This is a genomic window from Nocardia sp. NBC_01009 (genome assembly GCF_045208035.1).
Taxonomy (GTDB): domain Bacteria; phylum Actinomycetota; class Actinomycetes; order Mycobacteriales; family Mycobacteriaceae; genus Nocardia.
Genome location: NZ_CP108695.1, coordinates 7,130,289 through 7,146,743, shown reverse-complemented (window position 1 = coordinate 7,146,743; position 16,455 = coordinate 7,130,289). Strand labels below are relative to the sequence as shown.

Below are 16,455 nucleotides of genomic sequence, written 5' to 3'. Positions count from 1 at the left end.
CCGGCGGCGCTGCGTCGCGGTCGGGTGCCGCTCGCCGGGGCCGGGTTCGGATCTACTGGTTGCCGTGGGCGATGGTGTCGAGGCGGGGCAGGCGGGCCGGGTCCGACAACAGGTCGATTGCGGTGATCTTGCCGTCGCTGGTGGTGAATGCGATGAGGGAGATCGTCTTGTCCCCGTCGGTGTTGAGCAGGCCCGCGAATCCGTTGATCAGAACTGGGTGGGAGGCGAACGCATTGGCGGCACGCCGGAAGACCTCCAGCTGACCGGCCACTGCGGCCGCACCGCGGAACACCCGGATCCCACCGGGCAGCAGAGCCCCGGCGTCGGCACGCAGAACCACCTCGGGGTCGAGGATGGCCAGCAGTGATTCGAATTCGCCGCCGCGCGCTGCGGTCAGGAATGCGTCGACCAGTCGGCGCTGGCGGGGTAGGTCGCGATCGGGTTGTGGCGTCCGACCCTGGACGCGTCGCCGCGCGCGGCTGGCGATCATCTTCGCAGCGGCCGCGGATTTCCCGACTACCGGCGCGATCTGGTCGAACGGCACGGTGAACATGTCGTGCAGCACGAATGTCACGCGCTCGGCTGGATTCAGCGAGTCCAGCACGATCAGCAGCGCCATACCCACCGAATCCGCAAGCACCGCTTGCTGTTCGGGCTGGGTCCGGTCGTCCCGAGCGACGATGGGGTCGGGCAGGTGGGTCTCGAAGGCGTCCTCGCGGCGGGACTTGCGGGCGCGCAACATGTCCAGGCACACCCGGCTGACCGCCGTGGTCAGCCAGCCGCCGAGATTGTCGATCGCATCGGGATCGACACGGTCCAGTCGCAGCCAGGCTTCCTGCACCGCGTCGTCGGCCTCGGTCAGCGAACCGAGCATCCGGTAGGCCACCGCCGTCAGATGTGCGCGGTGCGCCTCGAAGCGGTTGGCCAGAAGTACATGTTCGTCCACCGGGATCTCCTCGACATCGCCTGTAGAGATGACGGATCGAACACCACCGTTGTGACAGTCGGACCACCGGTGTGACGGGGATCACTGCGCGATCGTTACCTTCTCCCGCTGCCATCCGTCAGAGGGGAAGTACGGCGGTGGCGCTGGGCCACTGGCGTTCGGAGTGAAGGAGCGAATCATGAACACCCTGACCAAGAGTCGCATGGCGCGTATTGCGTATCTGGGCGCAAGCGGGATTCTGCTGACCGAATCAGTCGTCGGCTCGTACTGGGATCTCGCCCGAATCTCTTATGTTCGTGAGGTTTTCGATCGTCTGGAATACCCGATGTATTTCGCGACAATCCTGGGCGTCGCCAAGGCTGCCGCGGTCGCGGCGATCGTGACGCCTGGCTTCCCGCGTGCCGAGGAATGGGCCTACGCGGGCCTGACCTTCGTCTATGGCGGCGCTGCCGCCTCGCACATTGCGGTGGGCGATGAGCCGAAGGCATGGCTGGGACCGCTCGGTTTCGCCGGCCTAAGCCTCGCTTCCTGGGCACTGCGGCCGGCGGCCGCGCAGCGGCGTGCATTGCTTCGCCGTCCGTCTTTCGCATGACGTCATCCCGATTCGAAGGAAACCAGCATGAAAAGCAATGTCGACGTACACGGCACGGTTGCAGCGGGATTCGACAGGGTGCGAGAGGAATTCACGGCGGCGGTGGCCGAGGAGCACGGCGAATCCGGTGCTCAGCTCGCCGCTTACATGCACGGCAGGCAGGTGGTCGACCTGTGGTCCGGGCCGCAGGTCGCCGCCGACACGCTGACCGGTCTGCTCTCGGTAACCAAGGGCGCGGCGACGCTGGTCGTCGCCCTGCTCGTCCAGGACGGGATGCTCGATCTCGACCGCACCGTCGCCGGGTACTGGCCCGAATTCGCCGAGGCGGACAAGGTCGCGATCACCCTGCGCCAGGTGCTGACCAACCAATCCGGTGTCATCGGCGTGGACGGCGGATTCACCGTTGCCGAACTCGCCGACGACCAGCTGATCGCGCAGCGAGTCGCCGGGCAGCGGCCGTTCTTCCGGCCGGGCGCGACACAAGGCTACGGCGGCTTCGTCACCTTCGCGATCCTGGGTGAGGTGGTGCGCAGCGTCATGGGCAGTTCGATCCAGGAGCTGTTCGAGGAACGCATCAGAGCGCCGTACGGATTGGACTTGTATCTGGGATTGCCTGCCGCGCTGGAGGATCGGTACCTGCCGATCCTGCCCTGGCTCGCGACACCGCAGATGCAGGCGGCGTTCGAGGCGAATTCGCCCGGTTCGCACAGCATTCCCGGCATCGCCTACAACCTGAACGCGCCGGGCTTCACCCCGGACGACGTGCTCGGGCTCCCGAACGACGCGCAGGTGCGTGCGCAGGGCCAGGCCTCCGCGGGCGCCGTCGGCAGCGCCCGCGGCCTGGCGAGCATGTACGCCGCCGCGATCTCAGAGATCGGCGGACGGGGCCCCTTGCTCGAGCCCGATACCCTCGCCGCGTTCACCACCCTGCAGACGACCGGTGACGACCTGGTGCGCGGTGACCGCGCGCCATATCTGGTCGGGTTCGAGGCCAAGGGACTGATCCATCCACACCTCGGCGCGCGCGCCTTCGGTCATTCGGGCGCGGCGGGCGCCGACGGGTTCGCCGATCCGCACAGTGGCCTGGCCTACGGCTACACGAGGCGCCGCGCCGCGTTCGGCTTCACCGCGCCCGAGAACGAGAGGTTGACGGCGATATTGCTGCGCTGCGCTCGCGGGTAAACTCGACGGCGGTGCCCCGGATACCGCGGAGCGATTCCGTTGTGGACAGGGCGCGGATAGGCCGCCAACAGGGGCCGATTTTCGTCGCGACCCGCTGATCTGGCACAATGCTCAGGTTGCCCTGGGTGGTTGTCGACCCAGCGCACCCCCTTATTCGGAGCATGAACCGGTCGAGCACGTCCAGTGCCGCCAGGGTCCTCTGTTCGCGCAAACATCAGAAGGATGGACATGAACACCCTTGACTTCGTCGACGAAAAGTCGCTGCGCAGCGACGTCCCCGACTTCCGGCCGGGTGACACCCTCAATGTGCACGTGAAGGTCATCGAAGGCTCGAAGGAGCGCATCCAGGTCTTCAAGGGCGTCGTCATTCGGCGCCAGGGCGGTGGCATCCGCGAGACCTTCACCGTCCGCAAGGTGTCGTTCGGTGTCGGCGTGGAGCGCACCTTCCCGGTGCACACCCCGAACATCGACCACATCGAGGTCGTGACCCGCGGTGACGTTCGCCGCGCCAAGCTGTACTACCTGCGCGATCTGCGTGGCAAGGCTGCCAAGATCAAGGAAAAGCGCTGAATCTTTCCGCCGAGCCTTCGGCACGGCGGGTTCGCGGTCGCAGATAGCCGCGAATCGAATTGAATACTCGGTTAGCCCGGCACTACGCGGTTCGTTGCGGTGCCGGGCTAATCTGTTCCGCGTGGCAGACGAAAGTGGGGCGATGACGGTTTCCGAGTCGGGCGATGAAGGATCGGGTGGCCGCCGTGGTAAGCGGCGCGCCAAGAAAAAGCAGCGCCCCTTCTGGCAGGAGCTGCCGATCCTGATCGTGATCGCGGCGGTTATCGCCGCCCTGACGGTCAGTTTCGTCGGACGCCCGTATGTGATCCCGTCGGAGTCGATGGAGCCCACGCTGCACGGTTGTAGCGGTTGCACCGGCGACCGCATCTACGTGGAGAAGCTGAGTTACTACTGGGGCGATCCGACGCCAGGCGATGTCGTGGTGTTCGTCGGTCCGCCGTCGTGGAACGACCGGTACCAGTCGATCCGCTCGGGCAATGCCGTTATCCGCGGTGTGCAGAACTTCTTCTCGTTCTTCGGGTTGGTGCCGCCGGATGAGAACGATCTGGTGAAGCGGGTGATTGCGGTCGGCGGTCAGACCGTGCAGTGCTGTGATGCGCAGGGGCGCATCCTGGTGGACGGCAAGCCGTTGGACGAGCCGTACGTCAAGAGCGACTTCGCCTGGATGCCCGGCCAGCAGAACGCGACCTACCCTTCCGGCCGGGTATTCGGCCCGATCAAGGTGCCGGACGGCAACGTGTGGGTGATGGGCGATAACCGCAACCACTCCAGGGACTCTCGGGCGCATGTCGGCGACGAACTGCAGGGCACGGTTCCGGTCGACAACATCCGGGGCCAAGCGGTTTTCAAGATCTGGCCGCCGAGCCGGATCGGAGCCGTGTGATCTCGGGATCCGCAAACTGCACGCTGATGTGATGAATCGTCCTGGCAGGTCCGGAGTTCGGCATGCCAGGACGAGTCGGTTGTCTTCTCGAGTGAGTTCAGCCGCCGGGCTTCGACTCCGAGTGCTGATCGGATCGGTTGAACAGTTGTCGTGACCTATGATGAAATGTCTTCTGGCACAGTCGGACTGAGCCAGTCATGGGGGCGGGATCATGTCGCAAGAATTCGCGACGTCCAGGTTGCGATTCCAGTGCGTCGTACGCGCAATTCAGCTGTCTCCCGTGAATTGACAGTTCAAGTAGTGGGTTGGGAATCGGCTGCATCATTTGCCGAACCTGACTCGAGAAGGGGAGTGACTATGTTGTCGAAATTCATCGGCTGCGCAGCGATTGCGGGAGCTTTGGTGGTAATGCCTGGGGTTGCCGGGATTGGCATCCGCCTATCTCGGCGGAAATAATCCCCACGGGCCGTACGAAGATTTCGGGGCATGCGACTCGGTCAGGCAGCAGGCTGATTCAGAGGTCAATGGAGTTGTATATCCCTGCTATGTCGGCGATGGAACGAATGGAACCATTTCCGGTAAATATTATTTCATTGTGATGTGGCACTGATCGTGCGCTTCAGCCGTTAGTTGCATGAGGTAGCGGACGTCGCCCAGAGACAGTGGACCTCCGCGTGAAGTGTGAGTGCACGCTGCACGCGGAGGTCTTTGGGGTCTCATGCGGCTCACACCGCGATGACGAATACAGAGACGGCAGGGTGTCGAGATGCACTCCCGAGCAACACTTCCAGCCATAGGGTTAACCTGTTCGGCGTGGCAGACGAAGGTGGGTCGGTGGCGGAGTCCGAGCCTGGCGATGACGAGACCTCGCGAGGGCGCAAGAAGTCGAGGGGTGAAAAACGCAAGCAGCGGCCGTTCTGGCAGGAACTGCCTATCCTGATCGTGATCGCCGCAGTGATCGCTGCTCTGACGGTCAGTTTCGTCGGACGCCCATATGTGATTCCCTCCGAATCGATGGAGCCGACCCTGCACGGATGCGCAGGGTGCACCGGCGACCGTATCTACGTGCAGAAGCTGAGCTATTACTGGGGAGATCCCCAGCCGGGCGATGTCGTAGTGTTCGTCGGTCCGCCGTCATGGAATCGCGACTACCGGTCGATCCGCTCTGACAACGCTGTCGTGCGTAGCGTGCAGAACTTCTTCTCGTTCTTCGGGTTGGTGCCGCCGGATGAGAACGATCTGGTGAAGCGGGTGATTGCGGTCGGTGGTCAGACCGTGCAGTGCTGTGATGCGCAGGGGCGCATCCTGGTGGACGGCAAGCCGCTCGATGAGCCTTACGCCAAGTATGACTTTCCGTATGTTCCTGGTCTGCGCTTCGGTACCGGCAAAGGGGCGCGAGAGTTCAATCCGGTGCAGGTGCCCGACGGCAATCTTTGGGTGATGGGGGACAATCGTGACCACTCTGCAGATTCGCGGTACCACCTCGCTGACGAGCTCCACGGCACCGTCCCGGTGGACAACGTCCGCGGCAAAGCGGTGTTCAAGATCTGGCCGCCTGGCCGGATCGGGCCGGTGCGGGCCGAGGATCCTCGAACGAAGTGATCGGCGCGGCTGCGGGATAATCGGACGGTGGGGCAAGGTCGAGTGACTGGCAGCCGGATGACGGTGCAGAGCAGTGGTTGGCCACCGCGTGTGGTGATGCGCAGGTCAGGCGGATTGCGCACGCTCGAGGCGGCGCTGATCCGCAGCGGACTAGGTCCGGTCGCCGGCGTCGACGAGGCGGGCCGTGGACCGTGCGCGGGACCGCTGGTGGTCGCCGCGTGCCTGCTCGCGCCCAAGGCCTACGACAAGCTGGCCGGGCTCGACGATTCCAAGAAGCTCACCGAGTCGGTGCGCGAGGAGCTCTATCCGGTGATCACCCGGCTGGCGCTCGCGTGGAAGGTCGTCGTGATCCCGGCCTGGGAGATCGATTCGATCGGCATCCACGTCGCCAATATCGAGGGCATGCGCCGGGCCGTCGCCGGGCTCGGGCAGACGCCCGGATACGTGCTCACCGATGGATTCCGGGTGCCGGGCATTCCGGTGCCGTCACTTCCGGTGATCGGCGGCGATGCCGCCGCGGCCTGCATCGCGGCGGCCAGCATCCTGGCCAAAGTCACCAGAGACCGAATGATGGTCGAACTGGACGAGCGGCTGCCCGGGTACGGTTTTGCTGCACACAAGGGTTACAACACGCCCGAGCACACGGCCGCGCTCGAGCGGCTCGGACCGAGCAACGAGCACCGGCGGTCGTGGCGCAATGTGCGCGAGGCCGCCGGCCTTCGCCCCGCCGTCAGCGCGTCTACCTACACCGATGCGGTGCTCGCTGCGGGCAGCGACGACATGGCTTCCGAAGGTCTTCAGGTCTTGGGTGGGGATAGCCGAGTGGCTACCGACGCTGCCCATGCGCGATGATGTCAGCACACGCAGTGCGGCGAGAAGGAGGACGTCCCACCCGATGAGTGCCGAGGACCTCGAGAAGTACGAAACCGAGATGGAGCTCTCGCTATATCGCGAGTACAAGGACATCGTCGGTCAGTTCTCGTACGTGGTGGAGACCGAGCGCCGCTTCTACCTGGCCAATTCCGTCGAGCTGCGGCCACAGAACGCCGACGGCGAGGTGTATTTCGAGGTGCGTATGAGCGACGCATGGGTCTGGGACATGTACCGCCCCGCCCGCTTCGTGAAGCACGTTCGAGTGATCACCTTCAAGGACGTCAATATCGAAGAGTTGGAGAAGCCGGACCTGCGCCTGCCCGAGTAGCACGGTGCACTGACCGTCCGGGGCGGACCAGCCGATATCGCTTGTGGTTGTCCACAGCCGAGCGGCTATCAACAGGGACGCAGTGCGCGCAGGTCGGCGCAGCGGAGCCGTGGACGGCTCGGCGCACGCTGGCTCGGTGACTGACAAACAGGCGCTCGGCGCGCACGGGGAAGAACTGGCGGCACGGTTCCTGCAAGCCGCCGGAATGGATATCGTCGGCAGGAACTGGCGATGCAGGTACGGCGAACTCGATCTGATCGCCCAGGACGCCCGCATCACCGCCTTCATCGAAGTGAAGACCCGATCCGGACTGCAGTTCGGCGCACCCGCGGAAGCGGTCACCTTCACCAAACGACAGCGGATCCGGCGGCTGGCCCTGATGTGGCTCGCCGAACAAGACGGCCCGTGGCGGCACATTCGGTTCGATGTCGTGTCGGTCCTGGTCACTCGCGAGCACGGCCCCGTCATCGACCATCTGAAGGCGGCCTTCTGATGGCCCTGGGGAGAGCGCATTCTGTTGCCGTCACCGGAGTGGACGGCCTGCTGGTCGAGATCGAGGCGGATATCGGGCAGGGGCTGCCCTCGGTGCATCTGGTCGGGCTGCCGGACACTGCGCTGCAGGAATCCCGCGACCGAGTGCGCTCCGCGGTGGCCAACTCGGGGGAGAAGTGGCCCGACGGCCGAGTCATCCTGGCGTTGTCACCCGCGACCCTGCCGAAGGTCGGCAGTGTGTACGACATTGCTTTGGCCACAGCCGTTTTGGATGCTGCAGGTGTGATCCCGTCGGAGCGGCTCGCGAAGACCGTACTGCTCGGCGAACTCGCGCTCGACGGTCGGGTTCGACGGGTGCGCGGCATCCTGCCTGCGGTGATCGCCGCACGCAACGCGGGCCGGCAGACGGTCATCGTGCCCGAATCCGCCATGGCCGAGGCAGGTTTGGTGGATGGGATCAGGGTGTACGGAGCAGACAGCCTGCGCACCCTGGTCGCGTGGCTGCGCGGTGAAGGGGTGCTGGCCGAGCCCGATGGTGTGCTGCCCGGCGACGTTCGTTCCGGTGGCGACCTGAGCGAGGTCGTCGGCCAGGAGGAAGCCAGGTGGGCATTGGAGGTGGCCGCGGCCGGTGGCCACCACCTCCTGCTGACCGGTCCACCTGGCATCGGTAAAACAATGCTGGCGCAACGCCTTCCGAGCCTGCTGCCGCCGCTGTCGGAAACCGAGGCACTCGAGGTGACGGCCATCCACTCGGTGGCGGGCGCGCTGTCCTGCGACCAGCCGCTGATCACGATGCCACCCTTCGTCGCACCACACCACTCCACCTCGGCGGCCGCGATGATCGGTGGCGGCTCGGGCTCGGCCCGGCCCGGCGCGGTGAGTCGCGCCCATCGCGGCGTGTTGTTCCTCGACGAATGCGCCGAGATCGGCACGAAAGTGCTCGAAGCAATGCGAACTCCGCTGGAGGAAGGCGAAGTGCGCATCGCCCGCCGCGACGGCGTCGCCCGCTATCCGGCCCGCTTCCAGCTCATCCTGGCGGCGAACCCGTGCCCATGCGCGCCGGCCCGCGATATCGACTGCATCTGTGCTCCCCTCGCACGCCGCAGATACCTCGGCAAACTCTCCGGTCCGCTGATGGACCGCATCGACATCTGGGTGCAGATGCACGGTCACGTCGGGGCAGGCTTCAGCACCGAGGCCGCCGAAAGCAGTGCAACCGTCCGTGACCGCGTGGCCGCAGCCCGCGGAGTGGCTGTGCAACGATGGCGCGAATACGGCTGGGGCACCAATGCGGAAGTCCCCGGACATGTACTGCGCCAACAATTCCGCCTCCCACGCGAGGCGGTGGCCCCGGTAGAAGCCGCCCTCCGTCTCGGCCGACTGTCCGCCCGTGGTGCGGATCGCGCCATCCGAGTCGCCTGGACCATCAGCGACCTACGCGGCGCCGACCAGCCCACCGCCCAAGACGTCATGGCCGCATTGAACTTTCGCCAGCGCGGCGCACAGTGAGCGAGGTGATGGCCGGCGAGCCGCCGGGTGTGTGCGGTGGCAGAGGCGAGACACCTACGTCCGGCCCGTTGGCTGTGGGTGGCGATGGGACGGTAGTGGAGGGTGCGGGGTCCGCCTCTGTGCCTGTGGATTCAAGCGGCGGTGTGGTTGGGGAGCAGAGTGCGGCGGAGGTGCCGTCTGTACTGGTTGGTGGACGAGGTGATGTGTTCGCTGCAAAGCCGAGGGTGGGCGGGCGTACGTCGATGCAAAACATGGAAACCGGCCCTGGGCAGCAGTATTCGGGGCCTTCGGGCATGCGTGTGGGTGGGAGCGGGTCGGTGGCTGTAGTCGGGGGCGCGAGCGGCGGGGCAGATGAGGTCGAGGAGCGAAGGTTGGCGTGGGCCTATTTGTCTCGGGTTGTCCAGGGGCCTTGTGCGGCACTGTCGGCGTTGATCGAGTCCGTAGGGGTGGTCGAGGCGGCGCATGCTGTGCGGGGGTGCGCGCTGCCGGAGTCGTTACGGGCGCCGACCGAGCAGCGGCGTGGAATTGACAGTGCTGCAAAGGATTTGGATCTGATGTGTCGGATCGGTGGGCGGTTGGTGACACCTGATGATCCGGAGTGGCCCGCCTGGCGGATGTTGGGGCTGAGTCAGCTCGACCCGGGGCGCGACCGGGATGGTGCGGTGCCGCTGGCGTTGTGGGTGCGGGGGCCGCGCTCGCTGCTGGAGTCGAGTGAGCGGGCGCTGGCGTTGGTCGGTGCTCGATGCAGCAGCGGCTACGGCGATCGTGTCACCGGGGAGATCGTCGGCGATCTTGCGGCACAGGGGTGGACGATCGTGTCGGGTGCGGCGTTCGGGATCGACGGTATGGCGCACCGGGCAGCGCTGGCCGTCGGCGGTCCGACTATCGCGGTTCTCGCCTGTGGCGTCGACCGGCCGTACCCGGCTCAGCACGCCCGACTGCTCGCAGAGATCGCCGAGTGCGGACTGGTCGTCAGCGAATATCCACCCGGCACGGTCGCGCACAAGCACCAGTTCCTGGCTCGCAATCGTCTGATCGCGGCATTGGCCGACGGCGTTCTGGTGGTGGAAGCGGGTCTGCGCAGCGGCTCTCGCAATACCGCGAAATGGGCTCGCCGCCTCGGCCGCCCGGCGTTGGCGGTCCCCGGCCCGATCACCTCCGCGTCTTCGATCGGCTGCCACCGGATGATCCGAGAAGGAGAGGCGGTGCTCGTCACCTGCTCGGAGGAGGTGATCGATGAGGCAGGCCCGCTGCGACTATCGCTGTCGACCGATCAGAGACCCGATCCGGGAGATCGCCTGTCCGGCGACGAATCCGCGGTCTTCGCCGCCCTACCGAAGATCGGGTCCCGCCTACCCCGAGATCTTGCCGACCGATCCGGTCTGGCACTGGCCATCGTCCGCGCCGTCCTACCAGCACTCGAGCTGTCGGGGCTGGTCGGCATGGATGAAAACGGCTGGTATCGAATAGAAAGGACAGCGAAATCTTGAGAGCTCGCTCACTGCGTGAGCCGCTGGTCGAGTTGCTCTATCAGCGGTCTCGATCGACCCCGGACATGGAGTCGGCGCGAGAGCGATGTCGCACACCCGCTGACCGGTGTAGGAGGAATCGAAGGAATTGCTCAGCGGCTCGTGTTCGTGCCTGCCATGTCGCGTACCGCTGAACTGGCTTGGGAGCAGAATCGCTCGGCGGCCCCGTGTCTGCGCCAGCACTGCCGGCTGCTTCCCCCAAGTCTTGCCCCACAACCGGCCCGGCGGTCGACTCACCTGTCGGCAAGTAGCCAACGCTGAGCCAAACGTTGGTGCGCGGTACATGGCTCAGGCAAATGCCGAGTAGGCCTCGCCACCACATGCGACTCGTCGAGTAATGAGCTGTGCGGGGTCCGTGGGGACCCACTCGGTGGGTGGATGTAGTTGGACGGGAGTGGGTTCGGTCGCGCGAGGGGATGGCGATCGGGTGCGGGTCGGCGCGCTGGCTTGCCAAGTGGGCTGATGCAGGCGACGGTGGGTGGATGGAGTTGCCGGAGGATCTCGAGGCGTTGCTGGGGGAGTTCGAGCGGCACCTGCGGCTCGGGCGGAACCGGTCGGCGCATACCGCGCGTGCTTATCTGGGTGATGCGCGGTCACTGTTGGCGCATCTGTATGAGCGGTCGGCCGATTCCGCGGTTCGGGAACTGGATCTGGCATTGCTGCGATCCTGGCTCGCGCAACAGGCAAGTGCGGGTGTCGCGCGCACGACGATGGCGCGGCGTGCATCGTCGGCTCGGACCTTCACCGCCTGGCTGACCGGCACCGGCCGGTTGGAAACCGATCCGGGGTTGCGGCTGGGGTCGCCGAAGGCGCATCGGGTGCTGCCTGCGGTGCTCGGCGCCCAGCAGGCCGTCGCGGCGATGGATGCGGCGGAATCCGGTGCGGTGCAGCGTGATCCCATGGCGCTTCGCGATCGGCTGATCGTGGAGCTGTTGTACTCGACCGGGATTCGAGTGAGCGAGCTGTGCGGGCTCGACATCGACGACGTCGATCGGGAGCGACATCTGGTTCGAGTGCTGGGCAAGGGAAACAAGGAACGGTCGGTGCCATTCGGTGTGCCTGCCGACGACGCCATCGGGAATTGGCTGCGGTATGGCCGACCTGTATTGGCCACCACGGACTCGGGGCGTGCGCTGCTGCTGGGCCGTCGCGGCAAGCGCCTCGATCAGCGACAGGCCAGAACTGTTGTGCACGAGGTGGTTTCGGCGATACCCGGCGCGCCCGACATGGGTCCGCACGGGCTGCGTCATTCGGCTGCCACGCATCTGCTGGAGGGCGGCGCCGACCTGCGGGTGGTGCAGGAACTGCTCGGCCACGCCAGCATGGCCACGACCCAGCTGTACACGCACGTTTCCATCGAGCGGCTGAAGAAGGTGCACGACCAAGCTCATCCGCGAGCATAGGCTGCCGCACCCCATGGGCGGTGATCATTTCTGGAACGTGTTCTTATCCGCGGAAGCCATGTTGTAGCCGTTTACATGCCGCTATTCTGACACGAGTTCTAGTCTTGGAGGATTTGTGGACGCCGCACCATCGGGTGATCAGCAGCCGGTCGGCCCATGTCAGGGAGCCCGTATCGTCGCGCGCAGGCGGGCGCGGCGATGACCACCCACACGATTCTTGGCAAGGACATCCACATGCCGGTGCGGATCCGGCTCGCGCGCACCTTCATGGCCACCTATGTGGTGCCCGCCGACGCCGCGCAGCGGGCCATCGACTACTCGGGTCTGGACATCCTGCGCCTGCCCGGTGGCCGTGCCGTCTGCACGCTCGTCTTCGTCGACTATCTCGACGGTGATCTCGGCCCCTACAACGAATTCGGCGTCTCCTTCATGGTCCACCACCACCGCGCCACCACCACCGCGCGCTTCGGTGACCTGCGTGCCATGCTGACCGGTGGCGCCGGTGTCTTCATCCACCGGCTCCCCGTCGACGGCGAATTCACCCTCGCGGCGGGTCGCGGCATCTGGGGATTCCCCAAGGAACTCGCCGACTTCACCGTGCATCGCGACGGCGGTTCGCGCCGCGGTGTGTTGCACCAGGGCGGCAAGCTCGTCGTCAACCTTGCGGTCCGTCCTGGCATCGCGCTGCCTTCGTGGCGCAACACCGCATCGTCGTTCGACGCCTACTCGCACATCGACGGCGTCACACGCTGCACGCCGTGGCATATGGAGCCTTCCGGCATGCGCGCCCGCGCCGGCGGGGCCGACCTCACTCTCGGCGACCATGCCTGGGCGGCCGAGCTGAGCTCGTTGGGATTGCCCAAGCGTGCGCTCATGACCTCTGTCGTCGATCACCTCGCCATGACCTTCCAGGACGCCGTGCCCGTGTGAGGCAATCGAGCCGTCCCGGGTTCGCTGGCGCGCAGCGAGGTTCGTGGACGGTCATCCTGGTGGCGGTTACGCTGACGTTGCGGATTGTTTGCTTACGGCACGAAACCCGACCAGAGATGGAGTGGCGCCCGTGAACCCCGACGATCGGCATCGCACCGCAGAAGAATCTCGTGATCTGGAGAAACATCGCGGTGTCGACGCCGATATATGGGATAGTTTCCGCGCGATGCGCGGCCCCCGGCACATCCTCGACGGTGCGGCGCCCGCCATCGGGTTTCTTCTCGGCTATTCCGTCGCCGGTGCCGAGGCCGGTGTTTTCGTCGCCATTCTGATCGCCGTCGCCTTGGCTGCCGTCCGGCTCGTCCAAGGCGATTCGGTGCGTGTCGTCGCAGTGTCGGTGCTGGTCGTCCTGGTGTTCTCGCTGTTCGTCGACATCACGGGCCAGGGACGCGGCTTCTACCTCCCCGAAGTCGCGCTGTGCGTGGTGATGACTGCGCTGTTCGGCGCGACCCTGCTCACCGGCAAGCCTCTGAGTTATACCGTCCGCCGCCGGATCCGGCTCGAACCGGCCGAGCCCGCCGATCCGGCCACGCGGCTGCGACTACATCAGCGAATCACGTTGGCCTGGTTCGTATTCTGGGCGGCGCCTGTGCTAGTGATGTTGCCGCTCTACCCGGCCGACAAAGTCGCCATTCCCGGCACCGTTGCTCTCGTTCTCGGCAAACCAGCGCTGGTCATCATGCTTGCCGTGACCTGGCTGTGGGTCCGCGACAAATCGGGTCAGCCGACGAGCCGAGCCGAGGCGATGTGACGCTCCCGAGCCCGGCCGAAGAGTCCGGCGATGATGAAGAGGAAATCGACTACCGCTTCACTCTCGCGAACGAGCGCACCTTTCTGGCCTGGATACGCACCTCGCTCGGTTTGCTCGCAGGCGGTGTCGCCGTGCACACCCTGGTCCAGCCGTTCCGGATGTCCGGGTTGCGACGGGCGATCGCGCTGAGCTGCATCGTGCTCGCGGTGATCATCGCGATCGGCGCCTATACGCACTGGCGACGCGTCGGCACCGCGATGCGCCGCGGCGACCCGCTGCCCGTCACCGTCATGGTGCCGATCCTGTCGGTAGGCATCGCGCTGGTGTCGGTGCTGGCGTGCGTGGCGGTGTTGCTGCGATGAGCCCGGCAAGTCTTGCCGCGGAGCGCACCGCATTGGCGTGGCGACGCACCGCGATCGCCGCGATGGTCATTGCCGTGTTGTTCCTCAACCACGCGGCGACCAGTGGCTGGCGGGCGGCGGCGATCGGACCGATCGGTGCGGCGGTCACGCTGACCGCTTTGGCGGGAATCTGCTATTCGCGCAATCGCAGCCTGCACGAGGGCCGATTCGGCTACGGAGCCCGCGTCATCGCCGCGACAGTGGTGGCCGTTGTCGCCGTCGCATGCGTAGCTGCCGTAATCGGGTTCACGGATCCACAACTCTAATGCGTTCCGGCCCAGGCAATTCGGCTACCAACCAGGAGGATGGACATGAGCACAGCGACCGAGCCGAGCGACTTCGTCATCGCCGGACAGCAGCGCGCCGCCGCGGCGCTGCCGTTCGCGGACTCCGCCGATCTCGCGGATGTCGATCGCGGGTTCATTGCCGCGCTGGAACCGGGTGTGGTTACCGCATCGGATGGAACTGTGGTGTGGGACAACGACTCCTATGGCTTCCTGCGTGAGCCCTGCCCCGCCTCGGTCCATCCGAGCCTGTGGCGGCAGTCCGGGTTGGCCATCCGGCAGGGTCTGTACGAAGTCACCGAGGGGATCTACCAGATCCGCGGCCTCGATCTGTCGAATATGACACTGGTCGAAGGCGATACCGGTGTGATCGTCATCGATCCGCTGATCTCCGCGGAAACCGCCGCCGCCGGGCTGGCGCTGTATCGCGCGCATCGTGGCGACCGGCCGGTGACCGGGCTCATCTACACCCACTCCCACGCCGACCATTTCGGCGGCTCGCTCGGCGTGACGACCACCGAAGATGTTGCGGCAGGGCGCTGCCCGGTGATGGCTCCCATCGGATTCCTGGAGCACGCGGTGGCCGAGAATGTCTACGCCGGCACCGCCATGGCGCGCCGGGCTGCCTACATGTACGGCGCTGCGCTGCCGCGTGGTCCGCTCGGACAGGTTGGCGCCGGACTCGGCCAGACCACCTCCCTCGGCACCGTGACCCTGATCCCACCAACCGTCGACATCATCGCCACCGGTCAGGAGGAGACCCTCGACGGAGTTCGGATCGTCTTCCAGATGACTCCGGGCACCGAGGCGCCCGCCGAAATGAACTTCCATTTTCCCGATCATCGGGCGCTGTGTATGGCCGAAAATGCCACGCACACAATGCACAATCTGCTTACCCTGCGCGGTGCGCTGGTGCGTGATCCGCACGTCTGGGCGAAATACCTCACCGACGCGATCAACCTGTTCGCCCGCGATTCCGATGTGGTGTTCGCCTCGCACCACTGGCCGACCTGGGGCACCGAGCGCCTCGTGGAATTCCTTGCACTGCAACGTGATCTGTACGGTTACCTGCATGATCAGACGCTGCGGCTGCTGAACCAGGGTTATGTCGGCAACGAGATCGCCGAGATGATCGCGCTGCCACCGGCCATCGAGAATGCCTGGCACACACACGGGTACTACGGGTCGGTCAGCCACAACGTCAAGGCCATCTATCAGCGGTACATGGGCTGGTTCGATGGCAATCCGGCCCATCTCTGGGAACACTCGCCGGTCGAATCCGCGCAGCGCCATGTGGAATTCATGGGCGGTGCCGACGAAGTGCTGCGCAAGGCGCAGGTCTCCTACGATGCGGGCGACTACCGCTGGGTTGCGCAGGTGGTCAACTACGTCATCTTCGCCGATCCCACCAACACGGCCGCTAAAGCATTGCAGGCCGACACCTTCGAGCAACTCGGCTATGGCTCGGAAAATGCCACTTGGCGAAACTTCTACCTCAGCGGCGCCTACGAACTGCGCAACGGAACTTTCGGCACCCCGAGCAAACCCGACTCACCCAGCGTGCTCGCCGCACTGACCGTCGAGCAGATCTTCGACGTATGGGCTTTACGCGTGGACGGGCCGAAGGCATGGGACCGGCGCGCGGTCGTCGACTGGCACATCAGCGACGAGAACCGGATCCACCGCCTGGAGTTGCGCAACGGCCTGCTCACCCACTACGACCTGCCCACCGGCGTAACCATGCCCGACCCATCTGCCGCGTTCACCCTGTCCCGCGCAACCCTCATCCGGGTGCTGGTGGCGGGCGGGGATTTCGGCGCCGCCGCCGCCGCGGGCGACATCAGCCTGAGCGGCGACCCGACCAAGCTCACCGAGATCGTCGGCGTCTTCGACAACCCCGACCCGAACTTCGCCATCGTCACCCCGTGATCGCGAGCGACGCCACACCTCAACCGCGCAATCGTCGTTCGTGGGCGGTGCGCAGCCGTCGCGCGATGGTGGTGCGCACCGATTGTGTGGTGGCGGTGGGTGATCGTGGTTGGTGTGGTGTGTAAGGGCTGGCTCAGCGGTGGTGCGTGAGGGCCTCTCGGTGCTGGTCTGTGAGAGCTGCTCGGTGCTGT

Annotated in this window: 17 protein-coding genes; 16 read left to right on the top strand and 1 reads right to left on the bottom strand. The window is 65.7% G+C overall.

The annotated features are described in order from the left end of the window. Positions 1-52: 52 nt before the first annotated feature. On the bottom strand, positions 53-946 hold the full coding sequence (locus OHA42_RS32270) for a sigma-70 family RNA polymerase sigma factor (protein WP_406231527.1): 894 nt from the start codon (positions 944-946) through the stop codon (positions 53-55). A gap of 178 nt (positions 947-1,124) precedes the next feature. On the opposite strand from OHA42_RS32270, the gene OHA42_RS32265 reads away from it, so the two are divergent. The 16 genes from OHA42_RS32265 (at position 1,125) to OHA42_RS32190 (ending at position 16,264) form a co-directional block, all read left to right on the top strand. Beyond that, complete coding sequence (locus OHA42_RS32265; protein ID WP_406231526.1) at positions 1,125-1,538, top strand: DoxX family protein; 414 nt, start codon at positions 1,125-1,127, stop codon at positions 1,536-1,538. A 27-nt stretch (positions 1,539-1,565) separates the two neighbouring features. Next, positions 1,566-2,720, top strand: a complete 1,155-nt coding sequence (locus OHA42_RS32260; protein ID WP_406231525.1) for a serine hydrolase domain-containing protein — start codon at positions 1,566-1,568, stop codon at positions 2,718-2,720. 228 nt (positions 2,721-2,948) lie between these two features. Then, entirely contained in the window at positions 2,949-3,290 is a 342-nt protein-coding gene (gene rplS, locus OHA42_RS32255) for a 50S ribosomal protein L19 (RefSeq protein ID WP_029893064.1), read from the top strand. A gap of 142 nt (positions 3,291-3,432) precedes the next feature. Continuing rightward, on the top strand, positions 3,433-4,173 hold the full coding sequence (gene lepB, locus OHA42_RS32250; RefSeq protein ID WP_406231523.1) for a signal peptidase I: 741 nt from the start codon (positions 3,433-3,435) through the stop codon (positions 4,171-4,173). A gap of 834 nt (positions 4,174-5,007) precedes the next feature. Then, a complete protein-coding gene (gene lepB / locus OHA42_RS32245; protein ID WP_406231522.1) occupies positions 5,008-5,775 on the top strand; it encodes a signal peptidase I in 768 nt (255 codons plus the stop codon). 57 nt (positions 5,776-5,832) lie between these two features. Next, positions 5,833-6,627 carry a ribonuclease HII gene (locus OHA42_RS32240; RefSeq protein WP_406239760.1) on the top strand — a complete coding sequence of 265 codons (795 nt, stop codon included), beginning with the start codon at positions 5,833-5,835 and terminating at the stop codon, positions 6,625-6,627. Positions 6,628-6,670: 43 nt separating this feature from the next. Further along, positions 6,671-6,976 (top strand): DUF2469 domain-containing protein, encoded by a 306-nt coding sequence (locus OHA42_RS32235; RefSeq protein ID WP_011210678.1) that lies wholly within the window; start codon positions 6,671-6,673, stop codon positions 6,974-6,976. A 136-nt stretch (positions 6,977-7,112) separates the two neighbouring features. After that, positions 7,113-7,469, top strand: a complete 357-nt coding sequence (locus tag OHA42_RS32230; protein WP_328403981.1) for a YraN family protein — start codon at positions 7,113-7,115, stop codon at positions 7,467-7,469. Then, entirely contained in the window at positions 7,469-8,977 is a 1,509-nt protein-coding gene (locus OHA42_RS32225; protein ID WP_406231520.1) for a YifB family Mg chelatase-like AAA ATPase, read from the top strand. The genes OHA42_RS32230 and OHA42_RS32225 overlap by 1 nt, the downstream gene beginning before the upstream one ends. Positions 8,978-9,348: 371 nt before the next feature. After that, on the top strand, positions 9,349-10,467 hold the full coding sequence (dprA, locus tag OHA42_RS32220; protein ID WP_406239758.1) for a DNA-processing protein DprA: 1,119 nt from the start codon (positions 9,349-9,351) through the stop codon (positions 10,465-10,467). A 521-nt stretch (positions 10,468-10,988) separates the two neighbouring features. After that, complete coding sequence (locus OHA42_RS32215) at positions 10,989-11,909, top strand: tyrosine recombinase XerC (RefSeq protein ID WP_406231518.1); 921 nt, start codon at positions 10,989-10,991, stop codon at positions 11,907-11,909. Positions 11,910-12,107: 198 nt separating this feature from the next. After that, positions 12,108-12,839: an acetoacetate decarboxylase family protein gene (locus OHA42_RS32210; RefSeq protein ID WP_406231516.1), complete on the top strand. Its 732-nt coding sequence runs from the start codon at positions 12,108-12,110 to the stop codon at positions 12,837-12,839. 130 nt (positions 12,840-12,969) lie between these two features. Next, complete coding sequence (locus OHA42_RS32205) at positions 12,970-13,650, top strand: DUF3159 domain-containing protein (RefSeq protein WP_406231514.1); 681 nt, start codon at positions 12,970-12,972, stop codon at positions 13,648-13,650. After that, positions 13,647-14,012 (top strand): YidH family protein, encoded by a 366-nt coding sequence (locus tag OHA42_RS32200; protein WP_406231512.1) that lies wholly within the window; start codon positions 13,647-13,649, stop codon positions 14,010-14,012. The genes OHA42_RS32205 and OHA42_RS32200 overlap by 4 nt, the downstream gene beginning before the upstream one ends. Further along, positions 14,009-14,317 carry a DUF202 domain-containing protein gene (locus OHA42_RS32195; protein WP_406231511.1) on the top strand — a complete coding sequence of 103 codons (309 nt, stop codon included), beginning with the start codon at positions 14,009-14,011 and terminating at the stop codon, positions 14,315-14,317. The genes OHA42_RS32200 and OHA42_RS32195 overlap by 4 nt, the downstream gene beginning before the upstream one ends. Positions 14,318-14,362: 45 nt before the next feature. After that, complete coding sequence (locus OHA42_RS32190) at positions 14,363-16,264, top strand: alkyl/aryl-sulfatase (protein ID WP_406231509.1); 1,902 nt, start codon at positions 14,363-14,365, stop codon at positions 16,262-16,264. Positions 16,265-16,455: the final 191 nt, after the last annotated feature.

Bases quoted from the DNA above. Each gene is read 5' to 3' on its own strand.
- OHA42_RS32265 (WP_406231526.1), top strand. From the start codon at position 1,125: ATGAACACCCTGACCAAGAGTCGCATGGCGCGTATTGCGTATCTGGGC.
- OHA42_RS32240 (WP_406239760.1), top strand. From the start codon at position 5,833: ATGACGGTGCAGAGCAGTGGTTGGCCACCGCGTGTGGTGATGCGCAGG.
- OHA42_RS32235 (WP_011210678.1), top strand. From the start codon at position 6,671: ATGAGTGCCGAGGACCTCGAGAAGTACGAAACCGAGATGGAGCTCTCG.
- lepB (WP_406231523.1), top strand. From the start codon at position 3,433: ATGACGGTTTCCGAGTCGGGCGATGAAGGATCGGGTGGCCGCCGTGGT.
- OHA42_RS32215 (WP_406231518.1), top strand. From the start codon at position 10,989: ATGGAGTTGCCGGAGGATCTCGAGGCGTTGCTGGGGGAGTTCGAGCGG.
- OHA42_RS32260 (WP_406231525.1), top strand. From the start codon at position 1,566: ATGAAAAGCAATGTCGACGTACACGGCACGGTTGCAGCGGGATTCGAC.
- OHA42_RS32210 (WP_406231516.1), top strand. From the start codon at position 12,108: ATGACCACCCACACGATTCTTGGCAAGGACATCCACATGCCGGTGCGG.
- OHA42_RS32225 (WP_406231520.1), top strand. From the start codon at position 7,469: ATGGCCCTGGGGAGAGCGCATTCTGTTGCCGTCACCGGAGTGGACGGC.
- OHA42_RS32190 (WP_406231509.1), top strand. From the start codon at position 14,363: ATGAGCACAGCGACCGAGCCGAGCGACTTCGTCATCGCCGGACAGCAG.
- OHA42_RS32195 (WP_406231511.1), top strand. From the start codon at position 14,009: ATGAGCCCGGCAAGTCTTGCCGCGGAGCGCACCGCATTGGCGTGGCGA.
- rplS (WP_029893064.1), top strand. From the start codon at position 2,949: ATGAACACCCTTGACTTCGTCGACGAAAAGTCGCTGCGCAGCGACGTC.